Below are 20376 nucleotides of genomic sequence, written 5' to 3' on the forward strand. Positions count from 1 at the left end.
GAAAGGACTCTCAATTGACTTACGTCTTCCCCCCCAAGGACCCCGCAACGGTTGCTGTCGACGGCAGTGACGACCGCCTCCCTGTGCGACGCATTTTTTGTGTGGGCCGCAACTACGCCGCCCACGCCCGTGAGATGGGCAAGGACCCGGATCGTGATCCGCCCTTCTTTTTTACCAAACCGGCTGACGCAGTGGTCATGGATGGTGAAACTGTCGCCTATCCCCCCGAGACCGAGAACTTCCACTATGAGGCCGAGCTGGTCGCTGTCATCGGCACCGCAGGCACGAACATCACCGAAGAGGATAGCCTGAACCACGTGTGGGGCTATGCCATTGGCAACGATCTGACCCGGCGCGATTTGCAACTGAAGGCCCGTGAACAGGGGCGTCCGTGGGATTGGGGCAAGGCATTTGACCGTTCGGCAGTCATCGGCCCGGTGCATCCGGTATCCAAGGTTGGCCATCTCGACAAGGGCGCCATCACCCTGACCGTCAACGGCGAGACCAAGCAAAACGCCGATTTGGCCGAGCTGATCTGGTCCGTGCCGGAAATCATTTCGATCCTATCACACTCGATCGCACTGGAGCCGGGCGATCTGATCATGACCGGTACGCCTGCGGGTGTCGGCGCGATGGTCGAAGGCGACATCTGCGTCGTGTCGATTGACGGTCTGGGCAGCATCGAAACGCCCATCGGTCCAAAATCCTAAGCAAGAAGTGGAGAGGCTAATGAGTTTCAAAAACCTTTTACTGGCGTATAGCGGCGAGGCTTCCTTCGCCAGCAGCCTCTCTCATGCGATCAAGTTGGCAGACCGCCATGAGGCTTGGCTGACCGCGGCAATGCGCAACGGGCGGCCATATTTCGAACGCCTTGGTGGTGGTTTGCCGACTGCGTTGCGTGATCAGCTTCGAACAGCAGAACAGCAAGAAGTGTCCTTGGTTCGGGCAAAATTTGAACGGGCCGTTGCGGAAGCCGGGCTTGCCGAACGGTCAGAGTTCATCCTTCCCGAACAGCTTGGTCCAAAGCTGCCAAGTGAATTCGCGCGCCATTATGACCTGATTATCACTGGCTTCCAATCAGACCTGGCCGGAGAAGAGCACCATGCGGTCAATCCGGATCGGATTGCGCTGTATAGTGGTCGGCCGGTGCTGGTTGTCCCGCAAGATTACGACGCCCCGGTGCTTGCTGATCGGGTTCTTGTGGCGTGGGATGGAAAACGATCTGCTGCCCGCGCGCTGGGGGATGCAATGAATGCCATCGAGGGCAAGCGAGAAGTAACGCTGCTGACGGTTGGGTCTCAGGCAGAGGCATCCCTGCATGATGGTGTCATGAAGCACCTGGAAAGACACGGTGTTTCGGCCCGTCACCTGCACAAGATTGGAAGTGGCAGGAATATCGCCAGGATCATCGAAGATGCCGCAGATGAGGTTGGCGCAAGGCTCATTGTGATGGGCGCATATGAACACAGCAAGTTCTCGCAGGATTTGTTTGGTGGGGTCACGCATGACGTGATGCATACCACCCGAGTACCTGTCTTTTTGTCCCATTGAAGGATTTGATATGCCTATGAAGTTGCACAACTTTTTTCGCTCTTCCACGTCAACGCGTCTGCGTGCTGCGTTAAACCTGAAGGGGCTGGAGTATGACTATGTCGCCTATGTACTGCGCGACGGGGAAACGCGCACACCCGCGTATCTGTCCAAGAACCCGCAAGGGTTGGTTCCAACGCTGGAATGCGAAGACGGCAAGTTTCTGACCCAATCCCTGTCGATCATGGAATGGCTTGAGGACAAGCACCCCACTCCCGCCATACTGCCCGCAGATGCGGACGGGCGGGCCCGGGTGCGATCGCTGTCCTACATGATCGCCTGCGAAATACACCCGCTTAACAACCTGCGTGTCCTGTTCCGCCTGCGCGACCAGTTCGGCGCGGACGAAGATGCGCAGAAAGAGTGGTTCACCCATTGGGTTGCCCTGACGTTCGATGCGCTGGAAACCGAATTGGCCAGCTCGGATGAGACTGGCATTTATTGCCACGGCGATACCCCAACGATGGCCGATTGTTGCCTGTATGCACAGGTCTGGAACAACCGCCGCTTTGGCATCCCGCTAGATTGCTGGCCGACCATCGCCCGGATTTATGCCTCGTTGGACGCGCTGGACGCGTTCCAGAAATCCGCGCCGCCCAACCAGCCCGACGCAATCTGAAGAGCATTCAGGAGGAAAGACCCATGGACAACGCCATGCAACCCGAAGACACGCAGGAACTGCGCGCACTTTACAAAGGTTTTGAGGATAATCACCTGAACCCCCTGTGGACGCAGACGGGCGATTTGATGCCGCTTCACCCTAAGTCGAAGGCCGTACCCTATGTGTGGAAATGGGCAGATCTTCTGCCGTTGGCGGAACGATCAGGCGAACTCGTGCCGGTGGGCCGCGGAGGCGAACGCCGTGCCATCGGGTTGGCAAACCCCGGTTTGGGCGGAAACGCCTATGTCAGCCCGACGCTTTGGTGCGCGATTCAGTATTTGTGCCCGGGCGAAAACGCGCCGGAACACCGCCACTCGCAGAATGCTTTCCGCTTTGTCGTCGAGGGCGAAGGCGTCTGGACTGTGGTCAATGGTGATCCCGTGCGGATGTCGCGCGGCGACTTGCTGTTGACGCCGGGCTGGAATTTCCACGGCCACCATAACGTGGCAACCGAACCGATGGCCTGGATTGACGGGCTTGATATTCCTTTCAGCCAGCAGATGGATGTCGGGTTCTTTGAATTTGGTGCGGAACGTGTCACCGACAACGCGACCCCCAATTTCAGCCAGGGTGAACGGCTGTGGTGTCATCCCGGGCTGCGCCCGCTTTCCCAATTGAAGAACACGGTATCATCGCCGATCGGCGCCTATCGCTGGGAACATACCGACCAGGCGCTGACACAGCAACTGCTGCTGGAGGACGAGGGCAACCCTGCAACCTTCCAACAGGGGCACGCTGCGATCCGCTACGTAAACCCGACAACAGGCGGGGACGTCATGCCGACGATCCGGTGCGAATTCCACCGCCTGCGTCCAGGCGTGGAAACCGCAGCGCGGCAAGAAGTCGGATCGAGCGTGTTCCAAGTCTTTGAAGGGTCGGGGGCGGTCGTCCTGGGTGGCGAGACGAAGAAGTTGGAAAAGGGCGATTTGTTCGTGGTGCCGTCCTGGGTGTCCTGGTCGCTTCAGGCTGACAGCCAGTTCGATCTCTTCCGCTTCTCGGATGCGCCGATCATGGAACAATTGCATTTCATGCGCACACAGGTCACCGGAACATGAGCAGCGAAACGGATGCGGCGCGTGCAGCGCTTCGTCAACGCCAGGGCAAAGGGGCACGTTTTGATACGGCCTCTGCGCCGCACGATGATCTCTTGCTTGCAAGGCGAGGAACAGCGTTCTTTGCAAGGAAGCTTTTGGAGCTGAGCGACACTGACCTATACCAACCTTCTGCATTCCAAGGCCGTTCGCGCGCCTGGGTGGTGGTTGATGTCAGTTTCGCTGCTCGTCGTCAGGCCGTGATGCTTGAATCGCTGTTCCGCGGCAGGCCAACGGATCTCCCGCCAGATCTTGAACATCAGTTTTCAGATCTCGATTTGGCCGAAACATTGCCGCCTCAGGCTATTCGACATTTGTTTCGGCACTCAGAAGTACACCTGAACGTATGTTGGCGCGATCTATCAGACACACAGTGGGATCTGGAGTTTGCAATGCCGAATGGATCCGTTGCGACGCCCCGGCTCTTGCCTCGGCTTCGTGCCGTCCAAGTTTGGCACGCAGCTTTGGGTTTGGGCAACGGCGCAAGCACCCGAGATTTGCCGGTGGAATTGGAAGATTAACTTCTACGCCCCCAAAAATATTTACGTATTGGGGAAATAATTGCACAATATTAAAAGAATCAGCACCTGTTCCCCCACATGGAGGAAGGGTTCGGGTTGCTGCAAGCCTAGCGAGAACAGGTTCCAAAGGGAGGAAAATATGGAAACTCAACTTTTGATTGATAACGAACGCGTCTCTGCCGAAAGCGGGGCGACGTTTGACAGAGTCGCGCCAACAAGTGGCCAGACCGTGACCCGCAGCGCGGCTGCTGGCGTGAAAGACAGCATTGCTGCGGTCGAGTCGGCGCATCGTGCCTTTCAAAGCTGGTCCAAGACGGGACCCGGCGAACGTCGTGCCCTGTTGTTGAAAGCAGCCGATGAAATCGACGCTCGCGTCGGAGATTTTATTGCGGCCATGCAGGCTGAAGTCGGAGCAAACGAGCTCTGGGCCGGTTTCAACGTCATGCTTGCGTCGAACCTGTTTCGCGAAGCAGCCGGTCTTGCCACCCAAATTCAGGGTGAAACCATTCCGACCGATAAACCCGGAACCTTGTCGATGACAGTCCGCCAGCCGGTGGGGGTTATCCTTAGTATCGTTCCTTGGAATGGGCCGGTGGTTCTGGCGGCACGCGCGATTGCCTATCCGCTGGTCTGCGGCAATACGGTCGTATTCCGCGCATCGGAAACCAGCCCCCGAACCCACGAACTGATGGCCGAAGCTGTCGCTGCAGCGGGTTTTCCGGCGGGTGTGCTGAATTTCATTACGCATGATCTGTCCACAGCGCCTGAAGCTGTTGAAACGCTCATCGCGCATCCAGCGGTTCGGCGTATCAACTTTACCGGATCAACTGCGGTTGGTCGTATTATCGGTGAAAAGGCCGGCAAGCATCTGAAACGCTGTATTCTTGAACTTGGGGACAAGTCGCCTTTGGTCGTGCTGGATGACGCCAATGTCGATGACGCCGTGAATGCTGGGGTCTTTGGGGCTTTCTTGTATCAAGGCCAGATTTGCATGACGACAGAGCGGATCATCGTCGATGACGCCATTGCGGATGAATACGTGCAAAAGTTTGCGGAACGCGCGAAAACCCTTCCGCTGGGCGACCCGGCGGCTCAGTCCGCCTGTGTGCTGGGACCGGTCATCAGTTTGAATGCAGCAGACCGATTGAAAGCCTTGCTGGATGACGCCGTGTCCAAAGGGGCACGGATCGTTGCAGGCGGGCCAGGCGATGGCGCGATGATGCCCGCAACGGTGTTGGACGGGGTAACGCCTGACATGCGCATCTATGGCGAAGAAACGTTCGGCCCCATTGTTTCGATCATTCGCGCCAAAGATACCGAGGATGCAGTGCGTATTGCCAACGATACGGAATTCGGCCTGTCGGCAGGGGTATTTGGGCGCGATGTGACGCGTGCCATCGACGTCGCACAGCGCATTGATACCGGATCTGTTCATATCAACGGTTCGACAGTCGCAAACGAGGCCCAAGCGCCCTATGGCGGCACGAAGTCCAGTGGTTTTGGACGGTTTGACGGACGCGCGGTTGTCGATGAATTCACAGAACTGAAGTGGATCACGATCGAACAAAGCGGCCAGAAATACCCATTCTGACGCCTGGAATGCGTCAAGAAAACCTCGTCGGGCAAATGCCCGGCGGGACATTTAGGGAGGAAATCATGAACAAATATATGGACCAAGCGCTAGAGCGGCTCGAACATTCGGTGATCTCTGGCAAGATGTCGCGGCGGGCCTTTATAACGACGGCGCTGGCTACGGGCGTGATCGGTGGCACGCCCTTGCGTGCGCTTGCCGACGAGCTGGACAATATCCGACAGGTGCAGGCGGACCGCGTTGCGAACCTTGGACAGAGCTATGACTATATTGTCGTCGGTTCCGGTAGTGCGGGATGTGCATTGGTTGGAACGCTGGCGGCTAAGACCGATGGCAATATCCTGCTGATCGAAGCAGGGGATTGGGACACGGCACCATCAATCAGTGACCCGCGCATTTGGTTTACGAACCTTGGTACAGAACGCGACTGGGGCGATGTCGCTATACCAAGCGCAGGTGTGAACAATCGTGCGATCCCCGAACACACGGGACGTGTTGTTGGCGGCGGATCCAGCATCAACGCGACAATCTGGGCGCGCCCGACCAAGGCCGACATGGATCACTGGGCCGATGTCACAGGCGATGCATCCTGGAATTATGAGGCCAGTCGTGAAATCTATAAGCGTATGGAAAACTGGCAGGGTGCGCCCAATCCGGAATTCCGCGGAACCGACGGTCCGGTATGGGTGCAACCCGCCCAAGGGCTACTGCCGCTGGTCGACGCGACCCTCGATGCCGTCGCCGAAGTTGGATTGCCCGTAACCGAAGACCTGAATACGGACCGGGAAATTACAGGCAACGGCTTTGGCTTAATGAATCAGATCATCAAGGATGGACGGCGCAATTCTATGGCGCGCGCATTTCTATACCCTGCCTTGGCACGGGATAACGTCACACTTCTGGTCAATACGACCGTGAACCGGGTGATCGTCGAAGGGGGTGTCGCCGTCGGCGTTGAATGTGTGCGGGACGGTGAAACTGTGGTTTTCCGTGCAGATCGAGAGATCGTCCTGTCGGCGGGTGGTTTCAACACACCGAAATTGCTGATGTTGAGCGGTATCGGCGACGAAGAAGATCTAAAGGCGGTCAATATCGAGACGGTTCTTCATGCACCCGAAGTCGGCCAGAATGTGCAGGATCATATCCTGCATGGGGGCTGTTTGTTTGAATCGCCCGACCCGGTCGAACATCGCAACAGCGCAGCGAACATGTCGGGCTACCTAAAGACTGATTCATCCCTTGATCTGCCGGATGTCAGCATTGTTCAGATCGAAATTCCTTACGCAAGCGAGGTTATTGCCAAGGAATATGCGATCGAGAATCCAGGGAATACCTGGGCACTGTGTGGCGGTTTGGTTGCCCCAAAAAGCCGTGGGACGGTAACTTTGGCCTCGGATAATCCTGACGACCGTCCGGTGGTGGATATGCAGTTCCTGAGCCATCCCGATGACGTGACCTATCTGGAACGTGCGATCGGCGTTGCGCGTGAAATCGCCCATGCACCGGCATTGAAGGATCATGTGGTCAAAGAGGTCGCGCCAGGAAAGGATCTACAAGGCGAAGAGCTTGCCAATTTCGTTCGCAATGGCGCCACGACCTACTTCCATTCCGCAGGCGCCTGCCGGATGGGGGCCGATGATCAGGCTGTGGTTGATGCGCAGCTACGTGTGAACGGCATTCGCAATCTACGGGTCGCTGACAGCACGATCATGCCAAGGATCGTCTCTGTGCCCACGATGCCGGCCTGTGCGATGATCGGCATGAAGATGGCCGATATGCTGTCCTAGGTCTCAGCACGCGACAATCGACGCCGGGCGGTATGTATCCGCCCGGCGTTTCCCACGTCTACGCGCCGCAGCGAGACCGTCGAATTTTTGCCTGCAAGCGTCGGGGGAATCCTACAAATCGACGCCAATGGGCGTTTTCCGTTCGTCAAAGGCGACGCGCAGGAAAACATCGCCCGCCGCCTTCCTAGGTCTCAAACCCGACAAAGCGCCTCTCGCCGATCATATGGTTGAGGGGCTTGAATTGGTTGGCAGGATGCATTGCGACACGCTGAACCTGTTTCTGGGCAGCGCTCTACAATGAAGACACGGGGCACCAGAACACCACCAGATAGAGACATACGGATCAGCCATTGCAAAAGAAACAGAATACAGCCTGTCCCATTGGCTGCTTGTCATAAATCCCGCAAAGCCACTGAGCATATGGAGTGAAACGCAGGGGTGTGATGTAAGTATCTGTAATTATTATATTATAATGAAGCGCCCCTCGAAATAGGCAAGCGTCGCGTCTGAGACATTTCGCGCCTATTTGGGTGCCGCTTCTGAACCAGTAGCCAAGAACAATGTCTTAAAGCAGCATCCACACAGTGAAACACTGGTGTTTCGCCCAAGACGGCAAAAGCAGAAGCGGCTGCCTTGGGTCAAGAGTCACCAGCGAGACAACAAAGTTTTACGTGTGCTGACATCGAACAAACGCAGGCGAGACGGTGGACGCTCGTCGGTCGTCGGTACACGTCTATCAGAACGTCCACCGACATATGGGAGGAATAAAAATGAAATTTTGGTCTCTTGCCGGTCTTGGTATGGCCTCGGCGTTGCTGTGTGCGACGACCACCGGGGCGGTCGCCCAAGACGACGCTGCGAAAAAACTGTTTCTGGGCGTGGGGAACACCAGCTCGGAATATTGGCAGCAGATGATCTGGGGCGCCACGACGATGATGGAATCGGTCGATGGCACCGTTGAAATCATCAGCAACGATTTCGACCCGCAGAAATCCATGCAGAACATGAGCGCCCTGGTCGCCGCCGGCTGCGAAGGCTGCATGTTCACCTGGTTCCCGGATTCGCCCTCGATCACAAAGGTTCTGGTTAACCGGGTTGAACAGGCGGGCGGCGTGATCACCACGCTGTGGAACCGTCCCGAAGAACTGCACCCCTGGGATACCGCGCCGGACACATGGATCGCCAACATCTCTTTTGACGGTGTGTTCGCGGGCCATGAAAACGGCAAAGCCCTGTGTGCCGCCTTGGGCGGGACGGGTGAAATCGTGGTGCTGCGCGGCACGCCCGACAACGCGCCCGCAAAACAGCGGAACATGGGTCTGGACAAAGCCCTGGAAGAATGTCCCGGCATGACCATTCTGGACGAACAGGTCGCGGACTGGCAGCAGTCGAAGGCGCAGGATGTCATGCGCACCTGGCTGGTCAAATACGGTGATCGGATCAAGGGCGTCTATGGCGCAAACGATGCCATGGCCCTGGGCGCTGTCGCTGCCCTGCGCGAAGTTGGCCTGAATGGCAAAGTGCCGGTATCGGGCACTGACGGATCCAGCGACGTGGTCAAACTGATCCAGACGGGTGAAATGCTGTCCACCGTGGCGGGCTTGTCCGAATACCAGGGCGCCGTGGCTGCCGCGATGCTGTATGCGGTCCGCGTTGGCGATCTGAGCCCCGAAGATATGGCCGAAGCACAGCGGGATTTCTTTATCGAGCAGGTCCTGGTGACCAAGGAAAACGCAGACGCATTCCTGGAAACGGTAAAAGACCCGGCTGACTATTCCTATGAAAAGATCAAGGCGGATTTTTGGGCCAAGTCTGCCGGCCAAATTCCTCCTGGTGTGAACTGAGGACTTTGAAAATGCAGGACGGATTCAAAACGTCCGGCGCTCGCGATCTAGAGCTCTCCTCCCGCAAGGGGGGAGAGTTGCCTTCCGGCCCCAAGGCCGATTGGTGGAAGCAAGCGTCGAACATCCTTCAGAAACACGGGCCTCTGGTGGCCTTGGTTGGGCTTTGTATACTGTTTTCGCTCGCGGCGCCGAACTTTGCCAGCTTGGGCAATTTCGTGGCCGTACTGGAAGCAGCCGCCGTACCGGCGATTGTCGCCATTGGCCTGACCTTTGTCTTAATGCAGGCGTCGATTGACCTGTCGGTCGAGGGTGTGTCCTCTTTGGGCAATATCATCGTGTCGATCATGGTTGCCAATACGGTGACGGGCACGGATATCGGCCTGTGGGCACTGCCGCTGGTCATCGCCACCGGCGCGGCCATCGGCCTGCTGAACGGGGTTATTTCGATCTACGCCCGGATGCCGTCGCTGATCGTGACGCTGGGGTCCTGGCTGATCGCCTTGGGGCTGGCATCGCTATTGTTTCCAAACAGGCAGCCGCAGATTCTGGATACGCGGATCACTTCTTTGGCGATCGACAAACATTTCGGGGTCAGCAGCTTGGTCTATCTGGCCGTAGCGATCGCCCTTCTGGCCATACTGGTCGAGAAAAATACGGTCTTTGGCAGGATGAGCCGCGCCATCGGCGAAAACGAACCCGTTCTCCGGATGTCGGGTATCCGGGTGAACCGCTATAAGATGGCGGCCTTTACCGTGGCGGGCGCCTGTTTCGCTATTGCGGGCCTGTTTATCGCCGCGCGGATCGGTGTCGGTAATCCCCGGTCGGGGATCGGCCTGCTGTTTCCCAGCATCGCGGCCTGCGTTGTCGGCGGCACCCTTCTTTCGGGGGGGCATGGCGGTATCCGTCAGTCGATGATCGGGGTTCTGATCCTCGTGACACTGCGCAATGGCCTTATTCAGATCGGCGTCGACCCCCTGCTTCAAAGTGCAGTGGAGGGGGCTGTCATCATCACCGCGGTTGCCGCATCCACCTGGCATCTGCGAAGCAAGATCAGGATCATCAAATGACAATTGCGCTCTCTCTTCACGGCGTGGAAAAGCGCTTTGGCGACGTTGTCGCATTGGACAATGTCAACGTGTCTTTGCATGAAGGCGAAGTCCTGGGGCTTATCGGGCAGAATGGTTCGGGAAAGTCCTCTCTTATGAAAATCATGTCGGGGCTGTACCGTCCCGACGGTGGCGAGGTGCGTGTCGGCGGAAAGGTGGTGCAGCTACGCTCGCCGCTGGATGCAGGCCGGGCCGGGATCGGGCTGGTGCATCAGGAACAATCCCTGATCGGCAGCCTAAGCGTGGCCGAAAACCTGTTCCTGGACAAACCGGCGGCCTATGCGCGCTGGGGCAGTTATCGCTGGACGGCAATGAAGGACGAGGCCAGACGGCAACTGGAAAAGGTTGAGCTGGATATCGACCCGTTCACCCCGCTGGGCGATCTGTCCTTTGGTGAACGCCAGATGGTGGAACTGGCCAAGGTTCTGACCCTGGAAGAACTGGTCGATGGGCATCTGGTGATCTTGTTCGACGAACCGACCGCCGTCTTGAACCCGCCCGAGATCGAGGCACTGTTTTCGCAGATCAGGCGGATCAAGCATCGCTCCTCTGTGGTGTTCGTGTCGCACCGGATGGACGAAATCCTGGATATTTCCGACCGGGTCCTGGTCATGAGCGACGGTCGCAACGTGGCCGAGCGCGAAAAAGACAAGGTCAATGTGGACGAACTGTACGAACTGATGGTCGGTAAGCAACGGATCGACCGTGTCGCCCGTCGCCCGCGTGACGCGCATCTGGGCAGCAGCAGGGTGCTGGAGGTTGAAAACATGTCGGTCCCCGGCGAGGTTCACGACGTGAGTTTCAGTATGGCGCCGGGTGAAATCCTTGGCGTGATCGGGGTGCAGGGATCGGGCGCGGAATCGGTTTTGCGCACGATTTTTGGCATGGCAGACCGCTGGAGCGGTAGCATTCGTTTCGACGGGAAACCGCTTGAAATCGACGCGCCTTCGGCGGCTGTAGCGCGGGGCATCGGCTATCTGCCGGCGGAACGCAAAACCGAAGGCATGGTGCGCAACACCAGCGTGTCGGAAAACGCCGCGATCACCTTTGGTTGGCAGCACGCTGCCGGACCGGGGATGGTGTCGCGTCGCCGAGAAAAGGCGCCGATCAAGGACTGGGTCGCCAAGCTGGCGATCAAGACCCCGTCGATCGAACACCAGATCGACCTGCTGTCTGGCGGAAACCAGCAAAAGGTGGTGCTTAGCAAATGGCTGTTGGGCAATTCGCTGAAGCTGCTGATGCTGGACCATCCGACGCGTGGGCTTGATCCGGGTGCCCGGGCCGATCTCTTTGCAGCGATCCGCGAGCTGGCCGACAAGGGCCTGGCGATCCTGCTTGTTGGCGATACGCTTGATGAGGTTCTTAGCCTTTCTGACGAGATCATCGTCATGAAGGACGGCATGATCAGCGCACATATCGCCCAGGTTCAACAAAGCCCGCCTTCGGAAGAAGAGCTTGTCCGGGCCATGGTTTGAGGAAAAGAAGTGTCTAGTCTTTCAATACTTTCGTCCCCGATCTCGCGCGAGCGGCTACGCCGGTTCGTTCCCTTTTTCGTCCTGGTGGTCACGCTGATCGTCCTGTTTAACGCGGCGCCCGGGCTGATGCGCTGGCGGGCCATCAACTCTTTGATGATGGATAACGCGCCGATGCTGTTGCTGATTATCGGATCGACACTGCCGATCCTGATCGGGTGTTTGGATTTGTCCGTCGCGGCGATGGCATCGCTGGCGGCAGTCAGCGGCGCACTGCTGTCTCCTATGCTGGGGTCTTTTGCCGGGTTGGCCGTGGTCGCAGGCGCGTCGCTGATTGGCGCCTTGCAAGGGTATCTGATCGGCAGGATGCAAATCCCGTCCTTCGTGATGACCCTTGGCGCCTTGGGTATTTTCAACGGCGCGGCCTTGGCGTTGACCGGGGCCAATATGGTGGGCATCGGTTCCGGCATGTGGCTGTTCGACAGTCTGGCGGGGCGCAATTTCGGGATCTCGAACATGTTCCTTTTGGTGCTGGCCGTGGTGATCTGCCTGCAGGTGATGCTGCGGTTCACCAGGATGGGCCGGAATATCTATGCGTTCGGATCCAGTGAACTGGCTGTGTATGTGTCGGGTATCCGGCGCGATCTGGTGCGCAGCGTGGCCTTTGGTATTTCGGCGGGCTGCGGGGCGCTGGCGGGGCTGATGATGCTGTCGCAGACGCAGTTTGCCAATGCCACGATCGCCGACGGGATGCTGTTGCCCGCGCTTGTGGGCGTGGTGGTTGGCGGCACCGCCATCTCCGGCGGTGTCGGAAGTGTGGTGGCCAGCTTGATCGGAGGCATCATCGCCGTCCTGTTGCGTGTCGGTGTCACGATTTCCAGTATGCCCCCATCCAGCCAGGATATCGTTTTCGGCGTTGTCATCCTGGTCGCGGTTGCCTTGACCACAGACCGTCAAAAAATCGGGGTGGTCAAGTAGGCGATACGCCAACAAATGACTCCGAACAGAAAACCCCGCCGGTTCCAAACCGGCGGGGTTTTTCAATTTCGTGAAACCTGCGCGACGTAAAGGGCAGGTGGCCTGCAACACGGGCGCCATATCAGGCGCCCGTGTTGGTGTTAGTTAGGCAGACGCCTGGCGGATCATGCCACGGGCAATGACAAGCTGTTGAATCTGGGTCGTTCCTTCGTAGATGCGGAACAGCCGCACGTCGCGGAAAAACCGTTCGACCCCGTAATCCGCGATATAACCCGCACCGCCAAGAATCTGCACTGCGCGGTCCGCGACGCGACCAACCATTTCGCTGGCGTACATTTTACAGCAGGCCGCGTCGATCGAGACATTCTGCCCGGCATCCTTACGGCGGGCGGTTTCCTCGATCATGCAGCGGGCCGCGAATGCCTCGGTGCGGCTGTCGGCCAGCATGGCTTGGACCAGTTGCTTTTCGGCAATCGGTTCGCCGAATTGTTTACGGTCCATCGCATATTCCAGGCTGTCGCGGATCAACCGCTCGGCGTTGCCGGTGCAAACGGCTGAGATATGCAGGCGGCCCCGGTCCAGCACTTTCATCGCGGTCTTAAATCCCTGCCCCAGACGGTCAGGGCCGCCGATGATCGCGCTTTCGTGTACGCGGCAGCCGTCCAGGATGACGTCGCAGGTATGGGAACCCTTCTGACCCATTTTCCGGTCGATCGGCCCCAGCGACAGGCCGGGCGTGTCCGCCTCGACCAGGAAGGCCGTGACTCCGGCCGAGGTTTTCGAACTGGGATCGGTGCGGGCAAACACGGTGAACAGTCCGGCGCGTGGAGCGTTGGTAATGAACCGTTTCGTACCGCTCAGAGTATAGTGATCGCCATCCTTGCGCGCCGAGGTCCGCAGCGACCCTGCGTCCGATCCTGCCTCGGGTTCGGTCAGTGCGAACGAGGCGACCATCTCTCCGGTGGCCAGTTGGGGCAGGTATGTCTCTTTTTGCTGAGGGGTGCCATCGATGATCAGGCCCTGGCTGCCGATACCGTTGTTGGTGCCCACCAGGGACCGAAACGCGGGCGAGGTCTGCCCCAATACGAAGGCGGCCTGAACCTCTTCGTGCATGGTCAGGCCCAGACCGCCGTATTCCTCGGGGATCGACAGGCCGAATAGGCCCATGTCGCGGATTTCCTGAACCAGATCGTCGGGGATGGCATCGTCGTCGGCCACCCGTTCTTCGTTTGGTACGAGCCGTTCGCGCACAAAGCGATCAAGCATATCAAGGAACTGCGAGAGGGTTTCGGGGTCGAGTGACATGAGGCGGCGCCTCCTTTGCGGAAGTTTCTGGAAAATCGGGCCGTCGCGTGCGGCGCAAACGCCGCAATCCGTTCGCCCTTGTGTTGTCAGTCCTACCAAGGCGGCTTTGACCTTTCCAATGGGGCGATTGCGTCAGGGTGTTATCCGCGGCCTGTCGCAGGAGAGACAGTTGTTGGATGCCCCATTCCGGCCTCTACTGGCGTCAGTACCGCCGGCACCCGGTCGTTGCGGGTGGGCGTTCCTGTCCTCCGACACAGCCGGAAAACAGTGGTACGCCTTTTAAACATTAGGGGAGGATACCCAAATGAGAGCACTGCGCTTTCACGCTGCGAAGGACCTGCGGGTCGAGGATATTGCACTGCCGACGGACCCGGCCGAGGACGAAGTCGTCATCGAAAACCGTTTCGTCGGGATTTGTGGCACGGATTTGCACGAATACGCTTATGGCCCGATTTTCGTTCCGCAGGACGAGGACGGCAAAACCGCCGCGCCCCAGGTTCTGGGCCATGAATATGGCGGCACGGTTACCAAGGTCGGCAAGGGGGTGACCCATGTGAAAGTGGGCGACCGCGTGTCGGTACAGCCCTTCATCACGCCCCGCAGCGGCGATTATTATGTCGACCGCGGTGAATTCAACCTGTCGGACGCGATGCAGCTGGCCGGTCTGAGCTGGATCGGTGGCGGCATGGCACAAGAGAGCCTGCTAAAGGGCTATAACGTCTACAAAGTGCCTGAAGACATGACGGACGAAGACGCCGCCCTGGTCGAACCGACCGCCGTGGCTGTCTATGGCGTTGATCGCGGTGGGGTCAACGCGGGCGATTCCGTTCTGGTCACCGGCGCGGGCCCGATCGGGCTGTTGACGCTGCTGGCGGCACGGGCTGCTGGTGCGGTGCAGATGTTCGTTTCGGATCCTAACGCCACCCGCCTGAAAATCGCAAAGGAGATTATTCCTGATGTGATCACGATCAACCCGACCGAAGAAAACGTCGGCGACGTGATCCGGGCGGCTACCGAAGGTGGCGTCGGCTGCGACGTTGCGCTGGAATGTGTGGGGAATACCTTGGCGTTGCAGGCTTGTGTCGATGCGGTTCGTAAACGCGGCGTCGTCGTCCAAATTGGCCTGCACCCAGGTGAGGCCCCGGTCAATTGGTTCGACGTTGTTTACAAGGACATCGATTTGCGGGGGTCCTGGGCCTATACCGCGCAAATGTGGCCCCGCGTGATGCGCCTGATTGCTTCGGGTCAAATCCCGGCCCGCAAAGTTGTGACCAAAACCGTGACGCTTGATACCGTGATCAAGGACGGGTTTGACGCGTTGTTGGATCCGGCGGGCACACAACTGAAGATCCTAATCGATCTGAATGGCTGACGTCAGAGGGTTCCTCCCGCCCTTTGAGCGCAACGTCGGCACGTCGGAAGGCCAAGGCACGCAAGTGCCTTGGCCTTTTGCCTTGCGCCACGTGGGAACGGGAGTTCGCAGCGCAAAGCAAGGGGCAGGGGTCAGACGCGTTCAAGCAGAAGGGCGACGCCCTGACCGACCCCAACACACATCGACACAATGGCGCGCCGCGCGGTGCCCTGCGAAAGCTGAATAGCGGCACTACCGGCAATTCGGGCACCGGACATGCCCAACGGATGCCCAAGGGCGATCGCCCCACCATTGGGATTCACGCGCGGATCGTTGTCAGGGATGCCCAGCCCGCGCAGACAGGCCAGCACTTGCGCCGCAAAGGCCTCGTTCATTTCGAAGAGATCGATGTCTTCGGTGGTCAGGCCGTGCTGAGTCAGCAGTTTCTGCACCGCTGGCACCGGCCCGTAGCCCATTAACCGCGGCGGCACCCCGGCAGACGCGCCACCAACCACCCGTGCGAGAGGCCGCAACCCATGGCGTTGTACCGCCGCCCCCGAAGCCAGTATCAGCGCCGCCGCCCCGTCATTCACTCCCGAAGCATTGCCAGCGGTCACAGATCCGTCCGTCCGAGTGATCGGGCGCAGCCGTGCCAGATCGGCCAGTTGGGTGTCGGGTCGGGGGTGTTCGTCTGCGGCTATGACCTTGGTTTTGCCACGGCCGGCTGGCACCTCGACCGGGATGATTTCAGGGGTGAAACGTCCTGCGGTTTGGGCCTGTCCCGTTTTACGCTGCGAGTCGGCGGCAAAAGCGTCCTGGTCTGCGCGGCTGATGTCCATTTCATCCGCCAGGTTCTGCGCCGTCTGAGGCATCGAATCTGTCCCATAGGCAGCCTGCATCTTGGGGTTAATGAAACGCCAGCCGATGGTGGTGTCCTCCATCGCGACGGCGCGTGAAAAGGCGCGATCAGATTTCAGCAGGACAAAGGGTGCGCGGCTCATGCTTTCGGCGCCACCGGCGATGGCCAGGTGCATTTCCCCGGCCTTGATCGTGCGAGCGGTGGTCAGAACGGCCTCTAGCCCGGAACCGCACAGGCGGTTTACCGTGACCCCCGGCACCTGTTCAGGTAATCCAGCCAGCAAACTGGACATGCGGGCAATGTTGCGGTTGTCCTCTCCTGCCTGATTGGCGCACCCCAGCCAGACCTCCTCGACTTCGGACGGGTCCATCCCCGGATTCCGGCGCAGTAATTCGGCCAGTGGAATGGCCGCTAGATCATCAGGGCGCAGGCCGGACAGGCCGCCGCCATGACGCCCGATGGGCGTGCGGATGTAATCGCAAAGGAAGACGTCGTTCATGGGGTACCTCTTAGGTATTCAGGCTGTTCAGGGTACGGTTCGCTGCGGCCAGATCAGTCAGAAGGCCGGGAACGGACCAGGATAAAGGGTCGTTTTCGCAAAGCGCGTTCAGTTGGTCGATCAACATGGGCACGCCGATCCGGTCGGCCTGATACATAAGCCCTCCGCGCCAGCGAGGGAACCCGTAGCCATGGATCAGAATCAGATCGATATCGGCGGGCCGGGCGGCGATGCCTTCTGTCAGGATGTCACAGGCCTCGGCGATCATGGCCAGCAGTAAGCGGGCAGAAATCACCTGGGGCGGGATCGGTTCGCGGGGGATTTTCGCCTGGGCGCTGGTGGCAACAATACAGTCCAACACGATCTGCGAGGGCTGCGGTGTGCCGTCGGCATCATAATCGTACCAGCCGGCATTGGTTTTCCGCCCCAGCCTTTTCAGGTCTTCGACCAGGCGGTCCGCGATCGGCACATAGCGCCGGTCCTGGCGGTCCCCGGGGGCCTGACGTTTGCGGTTGGCATAGGCGATGTCCAGACCAGACAGATCTTGCGCCTGATAGGGGCCCATGGCCATGCCAAAGGCGCGCATCGCGGCATCAATGCTGTCCGGGGTGGCCCCCTGCAACAGCAAAGTATCCGCCGCATGGCGATACCGGGTCAGGATGCGATTCCCGATAAATCCGTCGCATACCCCCGACAGAACCGGCATTTTCCCAAGCCGCCGTGCCAGGGCAAAGGCCACACCCAGCGTCGCGTCGGATGTTTTCTCACCGCGCACGATTTCCAGCAGCTTCATGATATGCGCGGGGGCGAAAAAATGCAGACCCAGGAACCGTTCGGGGGTGTCGATTCCCAGGGCCAGTGCGTTCACATTCAGATAAGAGGTGTTCGTGGCTAGCACCGCGTCGCGGGGCAGGGCGGCCTGAAGCGCGGCAAATATGGTGCGTTTGACGCTCATGTCCTCGAATGCGGCCTCGATGGCCAGGCCTGCGGGGGGCAACCCTTCGTATCCGTATTGAACAGACAAGCGAACCTGCAACACGGCCGGATCCAGCCCGGTGCGGGCCGCACCTTGGGTAATCAGTCGGGCGATATTGTCCTTAGCGCGGCTCACCGCATTGGCGTCGGTTTCGACCACGGTCACCTCTAGCCCAGCGGTGGCCAGCGCATAGGCGATCGAGGCCCCCATGTTGCCGCCACCGACGACGACCGCGCGGCTGAGTTCGGTTTTCGGCGCGGCAAAGGCCTTGCCCTGGGACAGGGCGGCGCGTTCGGCGAAAAACACATGGCGCAGGGCATGAGCCTGTTGTGACTGGCGCAGGTCCAGGAAGGTGCGCCTTTCGCGCAGCATGGTCTGCTCCAGTGTTTCGGACGCGGCTGCGGCGACCAGATCAATTGCGAGATGCGGTGCGATCTGTCCCGCGGCCCGCCGGTCGGCCTGGGCATGCGCATCGTCAACCGCCTGGGTGTCCAGGTCCGGTGCGGGACGCTGATCCGGTATCAGCGCACGGTGCAGTACCTGTTTGCCCACACTGTGGGCGGCGGCGACGGGGTCGGCGGCGATCTGGTCGACCAGCCCCATATCCAGCCCCTTTTCTGCCGACACGCTGCGCCCCCGGGCGATCATGTCCAGCGCGGCGGCCATCGGTATCAGGCGCGACAACCTTTGCGTGCCGCCGGCCCCGGGGACGATACCCAGCGTGACCTCTGGCAGGCCCAGCGTGGCCCCCGGCGCCGCGATGCGATACCGGCAAGCCAGCGCGATTTCCAAGCCGCCCCCCAAGGCCGTCCCGTTGATGGCCGCGATGGTCGGAAACGGCAGGTCGGTCAGTTGGGCCAGCACGTCGTTCAAATGCGGCGGCAGCGGTTTGCCGTCAAATTCGCGCGCATCCGCACCAGCGACAAAGGCGCGCCCGGCCCCCGTCAGAATCAGGCGTGACGGACGGTCCTGTGCGGCACGCTGGATCGCGTCCAACAATTCAGCCCTCATGTCGCGGCCAAACACGTTCAGCGGCGGGTTGTCAAAGGTGACCACGGCCACCTTGTTTTCCAGACGGTAGTGTACGGTCATCGGTCAGGCCACCGGGTTTGACATGCGGCTGATGAATTTCGTGTTCAGGTAGCCTTCGAAGCTTTCGATGCCGCCTTCGCTGCCATAGCCGCTGTCGTTAATCCCGCCAAATGGCGTTTCGGGCAGGGCCAGTCCAAAATGGTTGATCGACACCATCCCTGCCGCCAAAGAGGCCGACGCCTGATCGGCGCGTTGCAGCGAATTGGTAAAGACATAAGAGGCCAGACCAAAGGGCAGGCGATTTGCGCGGCGCAGGGCCTCGTCACTGTCGCGGAATCGCGACACCACCGCGACCGGGCCAAAGGGTTCGTCATTCATCAGCGCGATGTCGTCGCCGTCAGTGGCAACGACGGTCGGGCTGTAGAAATGTCCGACATTGCCGATGCGCGCGCCGCCGGTGGCAATGGTGGCGCCGTTTGCGCGGGCATCGGCGACCAGCGCGTCCATCGCATCCACCCGGCCGGAATTGACCAACGGGCCCATTTTGGTGGCTGGGTCCAACCCGTTGCCAACGTTTACTTTTTCAAACGCATCGACCAAAGCGGGCAAGAAGCTGTCATAGACGCCATCCTGCACATAGAACCGCGTCGGAGAGATACAGACCTGCCCGGAATTGCGCAGCTTATTGGCGGTCAGCGCGCGGGCCACGGCCTGGGGGTCGACATCGTCGTAAATCAGAACGGGGGCATGGCCTCCCAATTCCATCGTGACACGTTTCATGTACCGTCCGGCCAGCTCTGCCAGATGTTTGCCAACTGGAACCGAGCCGGTGAAGCTAAGTTTTTTCACCACGGGATGCGCCAGCAAGGTGTTGGCAATCAGCGATGGGTCCCCCCAGATGATGTTCAGGCACCCCGCGGGCAGGCCGGCCTCTTCCAGGGCGTTGGCAATGGCCATGATCGCCGAGGGGGTTTCAGATGCGCCTTTCAGCAGCAGCGTACAGCCCGAGGCCAGGGCATTGGCCACCTTTCGGATCGACTGGCTCAGTGGAAAGTTCCACGGCGCGATTGCCAGACAGACCCCGACAGGTTCTTTGACCATGATTTGCTGCACCCCAGCCACCCGCGCGGGAATGATGCGGCCATAGACGCGGCGGCCTTCCTCGGCGTGCCAGTCCACATAATCGGCGGCCGAACGCACCTCGGCCAGGGCCTCGGCCAGGGGTTTGCCCATGTCCAGCGTGATGTTGCGCGCAATCTGGGATTCGTCGCGGCGCAGAATGTCGGCAAAGCGCCGCAGAATCCGGCTGCGCTCCAGGGCTGACACGCCCTGCCAGGAGTCAAAGGCGGTTTGCGCTGTTTGTACCGCCTGGTCCAGTTCCTGGGCGGTGATCATCGGCATTTCGGCCAGTGTTTCCTCTGTGGCGGGGTTGGTGATCGCCCGCGTGGAACGGCCTTCGGGGCCGATCCTTTTGCCGTTCAGGATGATTTCAATTCGAGGGTAAGTTGCATCGGTCATCGCCGGTCCTTTCGATCAGCGCCCGAACGCTACCCGCCCAGCAATTATTCCCAGGGGTGGTTCGACGCGAAAAAAACATTGGATAGGCTCACATGTCTGACGCAGGGGCAATTGTCGCAACTGTCAATTCTGAGACAAGCCGGACGTTCCGGCTTAGCGCAACTGGGCCAGTGGGCATTTCGGGTTGAATTGACA

The 20376-nt window shown here is 59.5% G+C and carries 16 protein-coding genes; 12 read left to right on the plus strand and 4 right to left on the minus strand.

The annotated features are described in order from the left end of the window. Positions 1-14: 14 nt before the first annotated feature. The 11 genes from N1037_21100 to N1037_21150 all read left to right on the plus strand — a co-directional run bounded on the left by N1037_21100 (position 15) and on the right by N1037_21150 (position 12641). Positions 15-710: a fumarylacetoacetate hydrolase family protein gene (locus tag N1037_21100; protein ID UWS81600.1), complete on the plus strand. Its 696-nt coding sequence runs from the start codon at positions 15-17 to the stop codon at positions 708-710. Then, positions 664-1551 (plus strand): universal stress protein, encoded by an 888-nt coding sequence (locus N1037_21105; GenBank protein ID UWS81601.1) that lies wholly within the window; start codon positions 664-666, stop codon positions 1549-1551. The genes N1037_21100 and N1037_21105 overlap by 47 nt, the downstream gene beginning before the upstream one ends. Positions 1552-1561: 10 nt before the next feature. Next, entirely contained in the window at positions 1562-2209 is a 648-nt protein-coding gene (gene maiA / locus N1037_21110; GenBank protein UWS81602.1) for a maleylacetoacetate isomerase, read from the plus strand. 23 nt (positions 2210-2232) lie between these two features. Further along, positions 2233-3306 carry a cupin domain-containing protein gene (locus tag N1037_21115; protein ID UWS81603.1) on the plus strand — a complete coding sequence of 358 codons (1074 nt, stop codon included), beginning with the start codon at positions 2233-2235 and terminating at the stop codon, positions 3304-3306. Beyond that, positions 3303-3863, plus strand: a complete 561-nt coding sequence (locus N1037_21120) for a maleylpyruvate isomerase N-terminal domain-containing protein (protein ID UWS81604.1) — start codon at positions 3303-3305, stop codon at positions 3861-3863. Before N1037_21115 ends, N1037_21120 begins: the two co-directional genes overlap by 4 nt. Before the next feature lie 139 nt (positions 3864-4002). Further along, a complete protein-coding gene (locus tag N1037_21125; protein ID UWS81605.1) occupies positions 4003-5454 on the plus strand; it encodes an aldehyde dehydrogenase in 1452 nt (483 codons plus the stop codon). 65 nt (positions 5455-5519) lie between these two features. Beyond that, on the plus strand, positions 5520-7241 hold the full coding sequence (locus N1037_21130; GenBank protein UWS81606.1) for a GMC family oxidoreductase N-terminal domain-containing protein: 1722 nt from the start codon (positions 5520-5522) through the stop codon (positions 7239-7241). A gap of 770 nt (positions 7242-8011) precedes the next feature. Then, entirely contained in the window at positions 8012-9085 is a 1074-nt protein-coding gene (locus N1037_21135; protein ID UWS81607.1) for a sugar ABC transporter substrate-binding protein, read from the plus strand. 11 nt (positions 9086-9096) lie between these two features. Beyond that, entirely contained in the window at positions 9097-10152 is a 1056-nt protein-coding gene (locus N1037_21140; GenBank protein ID UWS81608.1) for an ABC transporter permease, read from the plus strand. After that, positions 10149-11666, plus strand: a complete 1518-nt coding sequence (locus N1037_21145; protein ID UWS81609.1) for a sugar ABC transporter ATP-binding protein — start codon at positions 10149-10151, stop codon at positions 11664-11666. The genes N1037_21140 and N1037_21145 overlap by 4 nt, the downstream gene beginning before the upstream one ends. A 9-nt stretch (positions 11667-11675) precedes the next feature. Beyond that, positions 11676-12641 (plus strand): ABC transporter permease, encoded by a 966-nt coding sequence (locus tag N1037_21150; GenBank protein UWS81610.1) that lies wholly within the window; start codon positions 11676-11678, stop codon positions 12639-12641. A gap of 144 nt (positions 12642-12785) precedes the next feature. On the opposite strand, the gene N1037_21155 is transcribed toward N1037_21150, so the two are convergent. Beyond that, positions 12786-13946 (minus strand): acyl-CoA dehydrogenase family protein, encoded by a 1161-nt coding sequence (locus tag N1037_21155; GenBank protein UWS81611.1) that lies wholly within the window; start codon positions 13944-13946, stop codon positions 12786-12788. 304 nt (positions 13947-14250) lie between these two features. Between N1037_21155 and N1037_21160 the strand changes: the two genes are divergently transcribed. After that, the gene (locus N1037_21160) at positions 14251-15318 is read left to right on the plus strand and encodes a 2,3-butanediol dehydrogenase (protein ID UWS81612.1); all 1068 of its coding nucleotides are present in this window, start codon (positions 14251-14253) and stop codon (positions 15316-15318) included. 131 nt (positions 15319-15449) lie between these two features. Here the strand turns inward: N1037_21160 and pcaF are convergent, their stop codons facing one another. The 3 genes from pcaF to N1037_21175 are packed head-to-tail and all read right to left on the minus strand — an operon-like array spanning position 15450 to position 20181. Next, positions 15450-16655 (minus strand): 3-oxoadipyl-CoA thiolase, encoded by a 1206-nt coding sequence (gene pcaF, locus N1037_21165; GenBank protein UWS81613.1) that lies wholly within the window; start codon positions 16653-16655, stop codon positions 15450-15452. Positions 16656-16665: 10 nt separating this feature from the next. Next, positions 16666-18723: an FAD-dependent oxidoreductase gene (locus N1037_21170; GenBank protein UWS81614.1), complete on the minus strand. Its 2058-nt coding sequence runs from the start codon at positions 18721-18723 to the stop codon at positions 16666-16668. A gap of 3 nt (positions 18724-18726) precedes the next feature. Next, entirely contained in the window at positions 18727-20181 is a 1455-nt protein-coding gene (locus tag N1037_21175; GenBank protein UWS81615.1) for an NAD-dependent succinate-semialdehyde dehydrogenase, read from the minus strand. Between the last annotated feature and the right edge of the window lie 195 nt (positions 20182-20376).

The organism is Phaeobacter sp. G2, assembly GCA_025163595.1.
Classification (GTDB): Bacteria; Pseudomonadota; Alphaproteobacteria; order Rhodobacterales; family Rhodobacteraceae; genus Pseudophaeobacter.

Coding starts and splice junctions, on each gene's coding strand:
- maiA (UWS81602.1), top strand. CDS start 1,562: ATGCCTATGAAGTTGCACAACTTTTTTCGCTCTTCCACGTCAACGCGT.
- N1037_21115 (UWS81603.1), top strand. CDS start 2,233: ATGGACAACGCCATGCAACCCGAAGACACGCAGGAACTGCGCGCACTT.
- N1037_21120 (UWS81604.1), top strand. CDS start 3,303: ATGAGCAGCGAAACGGATGCGGCGCGTGCAGCGCTTCGTCAACGCCAG.
- N1037_21125 (UWS81605.1), top strand. CDS start 4,003: ATGGAAACTCAACTTTTGATTGATAACGAACGCGTCTCTGCCGAAAGC.
- N1037_21130 (UWS81606.1), top strand. CDS start 5,520: ATGAACAAATATATGGACCAAGCGCTAGAGCGGCTCGAACATTCGGTG.
- N1037_21135 (UWS81607.1), top strand. CDS start 8,012: ATGAAATTTTGGTCTCTTGCCGGTCTTGGTATGGCCTCGGCGTTGCTG.
- N1037_21140 (UWS81608.1), top strand. CDS start 9,097: ATGCAGGACGGATTCAAAACGTCCGGCGCTCGCGATCTAGAGCTCTCC.
- N1037_21145 (UWS81609.1), top strand. CDS start 10,149: ATGACAATTGCGCTCTCTCTTCACGGCGTGGAAAAGCGCTTTGGCGAC.
- N1037_21155 (UWS81611.1), bottom strand. CDS start 13,946: ATGTCACTCGACCCCGAAACCCTCTCGCAGTTCCTTGATATGCTTGAT.
- N1037_21160 (UWS81612.1), top strand. CDS start 14,251: ATGAGAGCACTGCGCTTTCACGCTGCGAAGGACCTGCGGGTCGAGGAT.
- pcaF (UWS81613.1), bottom strand. CDS start 16,655: ATGAACGACGTCTTCCTTTGCGATTACATCCGCACGCCCATCGGGCGT.
- N1037_21170 (UWS81614.1), bottom strand. CDS start 18,723: ATGACCGTACACTACCGTCTGGAAAACAAGGTGGCCGTGGTCACCTTT.
- N1037_21175 (UWS81615.1), bottom strand. CDS start 20,181: ATGACCGATGCAACTTACCCTCGAATTGAAATCATCCTGAACGGCAAA.